A 7,833-nucleotide genomic window follows, 5' to 3' on the forward strand; every position below is an offset into this window, starting at 1 on the left:
ATATGGGGGTTGGGGGTTGGGAGTTGGGGGATATGACGAAGCCCGCTTCGTATCTCGAAGCGGGCTTCAGCCATCTCTAGATTCGGGGCTAACCCCTAACTCCCACCCCCCAACTCCCAACCCCTCCCTAAAAGATCGGGTCGGCCGGGCTATCGAAGAGCGGGGTCAGCTCGGGGGGCGATCCGAGGGTGTCACTCGTCCCGGTGTCGAGCGAGTCGTTGGTCACAAGCACCTCGGGCGCCGGGTCGGCGTTCACCGTAGAGCCGGCGTCGGGGATGGGCACGTTCGGGCCGCCCGAGCTGAGGGAGAGCGTGCTGATCGTCAGGAAGCCGCTGTCGGCCCCCTTGGCGGTGAAGTCGTACTCGCCGGTGGGCAGCCGCTCGTCCAGGTAGATGTCGGCGAAGAACTCGCCGTTGGCGTCGGCGTACTGCGAGGGCAGCCCGCGCACCGCGTTGTCCGGCAGGGTCATCCAGACATCGACCCGCTCGTAGGGGTTGAAGCGCTTGCCCTGCACCTCGAAGAGCGTGCCCTGGGCGCCATTGCGCGAGGACGGGTAGGCCACCCGCAGCTGTGCCCAGCCGCTCAGCGGCGAGGCCCGCGAGGTCAGGTTGAAGCGGCTGATCACCTGGTAGCCGCTGAGGTTCCCCAGCGCGGTGAAGGCGTAGAACCCGGTCGGGTGGTTGGCGTTAAACTCGAAGGGCACCGCGAACGAGCCGATGTCGCTGGTCGTGGGCTGGTAGGGGAAGGAGAAGACGACGCCGTCGGGCGCGGTGATCCAGATCGAGATCAGCTCGCGGGCCACGAATCCGCGCCCGAAGATGTTCACCAGCGCGCCCTGCTGGCTGCTCGGGTCGCCGGTGGTGTTATCCTCGATGATCAGCGAGGCCTGGCCGGGGTCCGGCGCCGGGCCGACCTGCGGGATGACGGCGAAGTTGGCCGCGACCTGGCGGTTGCTCTGGAGGCCCAGGGCGGTGAAGGTGTAGCAGCCGTAGGGCCACTTGTTGGTCGTCTGGAAGGGGTAGTAGTAGTCGCCGCCCCCGTCGGTGAAGCTGATCCAGGGGAAGTTGGCCGGCATGTCGATCACGCCGTCCAGGCCATTGATCGGGATCGGCACCCCGTTGAACGAGAGGGCCGTCACCGGGTCCTGGAGCGAGTTCAGGTCGTTGATGCTGGTGACCACCGGGCTTAGCACGCGGCCGTCCGGGAAGGTGAACGAGATCGATACCGGCTCATTCGGCCAGAACTGCTGGAGCTCCAGCCCAAAGTTTGAGCCCTGGTAGCCCGCAGGCATCGTGATGCTCGTCTGCTGGCAGGTGGTGGTGGTTGGCCCCTGGACATACATCAACGCCCCGGTGTTCGCCGCCGATGAGCGGTAGGCGAAGAGGCCGAGCACCGTCGCTAGGGTCAGGGTCAGCCCCAGGGCGACGAGCGTCTTGCCGTTCTTGAGGATCATTGTGGGTGCTCCATATCACATTTGCTTGACGTTAGGGCGTAGCGCGCTACGCCCGTACAGAGAATAGCTAGCGGATCATCCCCCTCTGCGGGATGTGGTGGCCGTTCATTCAGACCCTCCTTTCCTCGGCCAGCTTGTGGAGACAGCAACGCCCGCCCTGCCTCGATGATAGGGCGTAGATCGACGAGCGTGGGCCTCGTCGATGCCATATGCTGATCTCCAATGATGGGAAACGCGACCCTTGGCGCTGGCCACGCTGTGATGGTATAGTACTGACAGGAGCCTGAAACGAACAAGCTGCGTATATTACGGCAGCCTTACAGCGGATGACTGAAGGATGACAACCCCACGCTACACGCTGCTCTACGACGGGAACTGCCGCATCTGCGTCGGCCAGGCGGAGATGGTGGCAGGCTATAACGACGATGGGCGGATCGAAGTGCTCGACATGAACAGCGACTCGGCCCATGCCCGCTTCCCGCAGGTGCGCCCCGAGGACGCCCGGCGCGAGCTGCACCTGGTCGCGCCGGATGGCACCCTGCACCGGGGGGCCGAGGCGGTGCGCGAGACGCTGCTGCGCCTGCCCTCGCTGAGCGGGCTCGGTGAGCTGATGCGTCTTCCCGGCGCCATGAGCCTGGCCCGCCCGATCTACGCGTTCGTGGCCCGCAACCGCTATCTCCTCGGCGGGCGCGCCGGCGCCTGCGAGGATGATGTATGCCGGTGATACCCCGTAGGGCCGAAGCATCGGGGATTGTCGCTCTGCGACAACCCCCGATGCTTCGGCCCTACCTGATGGTGTTGGGTGTCATCCTCGCCCTCGCGCCGGGCGCGGCCCTCGCCTGCGGCATGCCCCTGGGGGCCCGGATCACCTTCGAGCGCGCCCTGCTGATCGACGCCGGCCCGCGCAAGCAGCTGATCACGACGGTTGACCTGAGCGATGCCGACCCCGACGCCGCCGTGATCTTCCCTGTCCCGGCCGCGCCCACGGTCGACCAGCCCGCCGGCGGCGATGGCCTCTTCCCCTACCTGATCGCGGCGACCCAGCCGCTCGTCGAGCAAAAGAGCCGCTATGTCTGGCGCCTGAGCGACACGGCCGGCGCGGGCGCGCCCCCCGGCGGCGTGAGCGTGCTTGGCCGCGAGACGCTCGGCGGCTATGATGTGGCCCGCCTCAGCGCCGACGACCCAGCCGCCCTCCAGACATGGCTCGACCAGAACGGCTACAGGGTGCCCGCTGCGGCCGCGCCGATCCTGGCCGCCTATGTCGGCGAGGGCTGGAAGTTTGTGGCGGTGAAGCTCAGCGCGGGCGACCGTGAGGGCGCGCTGTCGCCCCTGCGGATCAGCTATCAGGCCGAGGATCTCATCTACCCGATGCGCCTGGGCTCCCTGTCCGACCGGCCGGTCGGCGTGGAGCTGTTTGTGCTCAGCGACCACCGCAGCGAGCTGCCCGCCCTGTCCACCACCTTCGCCGGCCCGCTCAGCAGCCTCGACCCGGCCCCCACGGGCGACCTGGCGGAGCTGCTGTCCGGCGCGCCCTACCTCACCCGCATGCGCTCCGCCGAGCTCGACCCGGCCAGCCTCACGGACGACTTCACGGTCGGCCGGGCGGCGAGCGATGATCCCTACCGCGAGGCCGTGACGGTCTATACGGATGTCTCCATCGCCGAGGACTACGCCATCATGGGGATCTTTCTCTGCCTGGCGGCCTTCTCGCCGGTCTCCTTCCTGCTCGCCCTGGCCATCCGCCGGCGCATCCGGGCGCTCGCCCCCGCGCCCGAGGATCCGTAGCTGGGTCGTCGGGGTCTGAGGCGCGAGAGTGGTGCGATCTACGCGGTTTCTGGTATGCTATATATGGACATATACATACTAATGATTCGGAGGGATACGTTCGATGCAAGAATCACTCTATAGCCATACCTTTGAGGCACCGCTGCTCGACGGGGCCGTGCAGCCACTGGCCGCCTACCGCGGCAAGGTGCTGCTGATCGTGAACGTGGCCAGCCTCTGTGGGCTGAGCCCGCAGTACGCGGGCCTTGAGGCGCTCTACCGGCGCTACCATGAGCGCGGCCTGGTGGTGCTGGGCTTCCCCAGTAACGACTTTGCCCAGGAGCTGAGCGACCCGGCGGAGATCGCGCAGTTTTGCAGCCGGAAGTATGATGTCACCTTCCCGATCTTCGCGAAGATCGCGGTCAATGGCGCGGGCACCCACCCGCTCTTTGCCTTCCTCAAGCGCCAGCAGAAGGGCTTCCTCGGCAGCGAGCCGATCAAGTGGAACTTCACCAAGTTCCTCGTGGATCGCGAAGGGCTCGTGCTGCGGCGCTACGCGCCGACCGAGACTCCTGAGCAGATCGAGGGTGAGGTGGCCGAGCTGGTGAATGAGGTGTATCAGCCCGGCTCGTAGGGAAGGAGCCGCGGTAGGGGCGCAGTGAGCTGTGTCCCTACCGCGCCAATCATTGAGGTGTCTATGGCCGCCTTCGCCGACTATCCAGACTACGACGGTCTCGGGCTGGCCGAGCTGGTATCTACCCGGCAGGTCACACCGCTGGAGCTTGTCGAGGCGGCGATCTCCCAGATCGATGCCCGCAATCCGGCGCTGAACGCGGTGGTGCTGCCGATGTTCGCGCAGGCTCGCGCTGTCGCGCTCGGCCCGCTGCCTGACGGCCCCTTCGCCGGGGTGCCCATGGTGCTGAAGGACTTCTGGTCTACCTACGCCGGCCTGCCGACCAGCAGCGGCAACCGGATGTTGCGCCACATCCCGCGCGGGCGCGACAGTGCGATGGTGCGGCGCTGGAAGGCGGCGGGCGCGATCATGGTTGGCAAGACCAACACGCCTGAGCTGGCCCTACAGCCTGTCACTGAGCCGGAGACCTTCGGCCCCTGCCGTAACCCCTGGGATCTGGCGCGCACGCCGGGCGGATCCAGCGGCGGCTCGGCGGCGGCGGTAGCGGCGGGCATGGTGCCGATCGCCGGGGCTACCGATGGCGGCGGCTCGATCCGCATGCCGGCCTCGTGCTGCGGCCTGTTTGGCCTGAAGGTCTCGCGCGGGCGCACGCCGGCCGGCCCCGACCTGGGCGAGATGTGGCGCGGACTAGGTGTCGAGCACGTGATCACCCGCTCGGTGCGCGACAGCGCGGCCATGCTCGACGCGACGGCGGGGATCGACCCGGGCGCGCCCTACGCGGCCCCGAGTCCCGCACGGCCTTTCCTGGAAGAGGTGACGGCCGAGCCGGGCCGGCTGCGCATCGCCTTCACCGACCGGCCCTTCTTCGGACACAGGGTTCACACGGAGTGCCGATCCGGCCTGCGGGCGACGGCGCAGCTGCTTGCGGATCTGGGCCATGAGGTGGTCGAGGCTGCGCCGCCGGTCGATGGCGATGCCTGCGCGCAGGCGATGATGGTGGTGGTGGCGGGCGAGCTGCGGGCCGACATTGTCGAGGCGGCCCGGCTGGCCGGGCGGCGGCCGCGCCCCGAGGACTTCGAGGCCGCGACCTATGCCCTCGGGCTGCTCAGCGCGGCCACTGGCGCCGACGCCTATGTCGCCGCCTGGCGCCTGTTCCAGCGCACCGCCCGCGATATGGCGCGCTTCCATGAGCGCTATGATGTGCTGCTGACTCCAACCCTGGCCGCGCCGCCGCTGCCGATTGGCTCCTTCGACCTCACGCCGGCCGAGGCCGTGGCCCTGAAGGTGATCAACCGGCTGGGCGCGGGCTGGCTGCTGAAGACGCTGGGGGTGGCCGGGCCGATTGCGAAGAAGCTCTACGACTTCATGCCCTATACGCAGCTCTTCAACCTGACCGGGCAGCCGGCCATGTCGCTGCCGCTGCACTGGAGCGCCGACGGGCTGCCGATCGGCATGCAGTTCGCCGCGCCCTATGGCGACGAGGCGACGCTGCTGCGGCTGGCCGGCCAGCTGGAGCGCGCCCGGCCCTGGGCTGGGCGGGCGCCGCCGCCCGCCCTCGGTTTTTAGTACTTTTGTTAGCGCGAATAAGCGCGCCAAAGGCGCGAACCCGAATGCTTCGGCCCTACACATATTGGATTATGCTTTACGTACTCCAGACCATCCCCGGCCTCGGCCAGCTCGCCTGGCGCGAGGTCGAGGCCGCCATCCCCGGCGACAGCGAGCGCCCGGGGCCGCGCCTGCTCGGCCTGAAGGCCGTGCCCGGCCGCGACGACATTGTGATGATTGACCACCGCGGCGGCCCGCGGCCCCTGCTCAAGCTGCGGGTCAGCGAGGATGTCTTCGCTATCGCCGCCCGCGGCTTCAAGATCGCCTACGACGACCGTGGCCTGCGCCAGATCCACGCCGCCGTGCGCGGCTCTGAGGCGGTGCAGGACGCCCTGAACGCGTGGCGCAAGGCCACCGGCAGCCAGAAGCAGAACGGCACCTTCCGCGTGATCGCCCGCGTCGTCGGCACGCAGCGCTTTATGCGCCGTGATGTGGGCCGCGCCGTCGCTGACGCGGTGCGCGACGGCTGGCCCGGCCGCTGGCTGCCGGTCGAGGATGACTCCGACATCGAGATCTGGGCCACCCTGATCGAGAGCGAGCTGATCTGCGCCGTGCGCCTCTCGGACGCCAGCATGCGCAAGCGCGAGAAGATCAAGCACCTGCCGGCCTCGCTGCGCCCGGCCCTCGCCGCCGCGATGGTTCACCTCACCTACCCCTCGGCGGGCGATGTCTTCCTCGACCCGATGGCTGGCGCGGGCACCCTGCTGCTGGAGCGGGCCGCCGCCGGGCCGTTCGCCGAGATGCACGGCGGCGACATCAACGGCGACGCCCTCTCGGCCATGCAGACGAACCTGCGCGGCACGCGCGGCGAGGTCAGCCTGAGCCGCTGGGACGCCCGCAAGCTGCCGCTGGACGACGGCGAGGTGGATAAGGTGGCGGTCAACCTGCCCTTCGGCAAGCAGATCGCCGACGAGACGCTGATCCCCAGCCTTTACCGAGGGGTGCTGTCTGAGATCGCCCGCGTGATGCGCCCCGGCGGGCGGCTAGTCGTCCTGGCCGGCAAGACCGGCGTGCTCGAGTCGGCCCGCTACGGCGCGGCGCGCGTCCTGCGCCCCCTGGAGCGCCACCGCGTGATCGTGCTCGGCCAGGCGGCCACCATCCACGAGTATGTCCGCGAGGCAGGCCCGGCGCGCCGCTACGCCGAACCGCCGCCCGTTCGCCCGCAGGACGACGATGACGACGACTACCCGGCCTGAGCCTGGTCGCCCACGGCCCTGGCGGATCTTCCTGCTCGGCCCGGTGCTGGCCCTGGTGCTGCTGCCCTCCAGCTTCACCGCCGCCGCCCTGCCCATCCTGCGGGCGGAGTGGGGGGCCAGCGCCGCCGCGATCGGCTGGGTCTTCGCCGCCTACCAGGCCGGCTACGTCCTGAGCGTCCTGCTCATCCTGCCGCTGACCGACCGCTTCCCGATCGGCTGGGTGATCAGCGCCTGCACGGTCGCCACCTGCGCCGCCTTCCTGGCCTTCCCGCTGCTCGCCCACGATGTCTGGAGCGCCTCGGCCATCCGCTTCGTGGCCGGGCTGGGCCTGGCCGGGATCTATATGCCCGGCACGCGGGTGGTGGCCTTCGCCGCGCCGCCGCAGCGCCGCGGGCTGGCCGTGGGCGCCTACGTCTCGGCATTCTACCTGGGCGGCGCGCTCTCGCTCTGGTGCAGCGGCCTGCTGCTCGCACATGTGCCCTGGCCCACGGCCGCCCTGGCCCTGGCCCTGGCCGCCGCCGTCGCCCTGCCCCTGGCGGTCTACGCCACCGTGGGCGTCGCCGCGCCGACGGGCCGGCGGGCCAGCCTCGACCTGAGCGTGCTGCGCGAGGGGCCGGTGGCCCGCACGATCATCAGCTACACCGGCCACGCCTGGGAGCTCTATATCTCGCGGGGCTGGCTGGCCGCCTTCCTGGCCAGCGCCCTGCTCGCCCGCGGCCTCGACGCCACCGAGGCCGCATCCAGCGGCAGCCAGTGGGCCGCCCTGATGTCGGGCCTCGGCACGCCCGGGGTCTTCTTCGGGGCATGGATCTCTGATCGGCTCGGGCGCGCCCGCTCGGCCCTGGTGATCGCCCTGTCCAGCGGTGCGATCTCGCTCGGCTTCGGATTCCTGCACGCCTCGCCCTGGATCTTGCTCGCCGGCGTCGGCTGCCTGCTCGGCCTGCTCACCTCGGCCGACTCGGCGATCTACTCCACCGCGATCACCGAGTGGTCGCCGCCCGACCGGCTCGGCTCGGCCCAGGCCCTCCAGGCCTTCATCGGATTCGGGGCCACCGTGCTGGCCCCGGTGGTGGCCGGCTGGATGCTCGACCTCGGCGCATCCTGGGGCGTGGTCTTCGCCGTCGGCGGCGTGATCACGATCGCCATGGCCCTGCCGCTCATCCCGCTGATCGGCTGGCGAA

General features: G+C 69.5%; 7 protein-coding genes. 6 read left to right on the forward strand and 1 reads right to left on the reverse strand.

The window, feature by feature from the left end:
* Positions 1-127: 127 nt before the first annotated feature.
* Entirely contained in the window at positions 128-1,453 is a 1,326-nt protein-coding gene (locus K2Z83_RS09510; protein ID WP_220594934.1) for a hypothetical protein, read from the reverse strand.
* Positions 1,454-1,790: 337 nt separating this feature from the next.
* Here K2Z83_RS09510 and K2Z83_RS09515 point away from each other — a divergent pair, with 337 nt between their 5' ends.
* From K2Z83_RS09515 to K2Z83_RS09540, 6 genes are all read left to right on the forward strand, one after another.
* Entirely contained in the window at positions 1,791-2,177 is a 387-nt protein-coding gene (locus K2Z83_RS09515) for a thiol-disulfide oxidoreductase DCC family protein (protein WP_220594935.1), read from the forward strand.
* A 50-nt stretch (positions 2,178-2,227) separates the two neighbouring features.
* The gene (locus K2Z83_RS09520) at positions 2,228-3,238 is read left to right on the forward strand and encodes a DUF2330 domain-containing protein (protein WP_220594936.1); all 1,011 of its coding nucleotides are present in this window, start codon (positions 2,228-2,230) and stop codon (positions 3,236-3,238) included.
* Between the two features lie 103 nt (positions 3,239-3,341).
* Positions 3,342-3,851: a glutathione peroxidase gene (locus K2Z83_RS09525; RefSeq protein WP_220594937.1), complete on the forward strand. Its 510-nt coding sequence runs from the start codon at positions 3,342-3,344 to the stop codon at positions 3,849-3,851.
* Between the two features lie 63 nt (positions 3,852-3,914).
* Positions 3,915-5,417, forward strand: a complete 1,503-nt coding sequence (locus K2Z83_RS09530) for an amidase (RefSeq protein ID WP_220594938.1) — start codon at positions 3,915-3,917, stop codon at positions 5,415-5,417.
* A gap of 71 nt (positions 5,418-5,488) precedes the next feature.
* Positions 5,489-6,652, forward strand: a complete 1,164-nt coding sequence (locus tag K2Z83_RS09535) for a methyltransferase domain-containing protein (protein WP_220594939.1) — start codon at positions 5,489-5,491, stop codon at positions 6,650-6,652.
* On the forward strand, positions 6,630-7,833 hold a 1,204-nt coding region (locus K2Z83_RS09540), incomplete at its 3' end, for an MFS transporter (RefSeq protein WP_220594940.1). The genes K2Z83_RS09535 and K2Z83_RS09540, both read left to right, overlap by 23 nt.

Source organism: Oscillochloris sp. ZM17-4 (genome assembly GCF_019599295.1).
Classification (GTDB): Bacteria; Chloroflexota; Chloroflexia; order Chloroflexales; family Chloroflexaceae; genus Oscillochloris.

Coding starts and splice junctions, on each gene's coding strand:
- K2Z83_RS09510 (WP_220594934.1), bottom strand. CDS start 1,453: ATGATCCTCAAGAACGGCAAGACGCTCGTCGCCCTGGGGCTGACCCTG.
- K2Z83_RS09515 (WP_220594935.1), top strand. CDS start 1,791: ATGACAACCCCACGCTACACGCTGCTCTACGACGGGAACTGCCGCATC.
- K2Z83_RS09520 (WP_220594936.1), top strand. CDS start 2,228: ATGCTTCGGCCCTACCTGATGGTGTTGGGTGTCATCCTCGCCCTCGCG.
- K2Z83_RS09525 (WP_220594937.1), top strand. CDS start 3,342: ATGCAAGAATCACTCTATAGCCATACCTTTGAGGCACCGCTGCTCGAC.
- K2Z83_RS09530 (WP_220594938.1), top strand. CDS start 3,915: ATGGCCGCCTTCGCCGACTATCCAGACTACGACGGTCTCGGGCTGGCC.
- K2Z83_RS09535 (WP_220594939.1), top strand. CDS start 5,489: ATGCTTTACGTACTCCAGACCATCCCCGGCCTCGGCCAGCTCGCCTGG.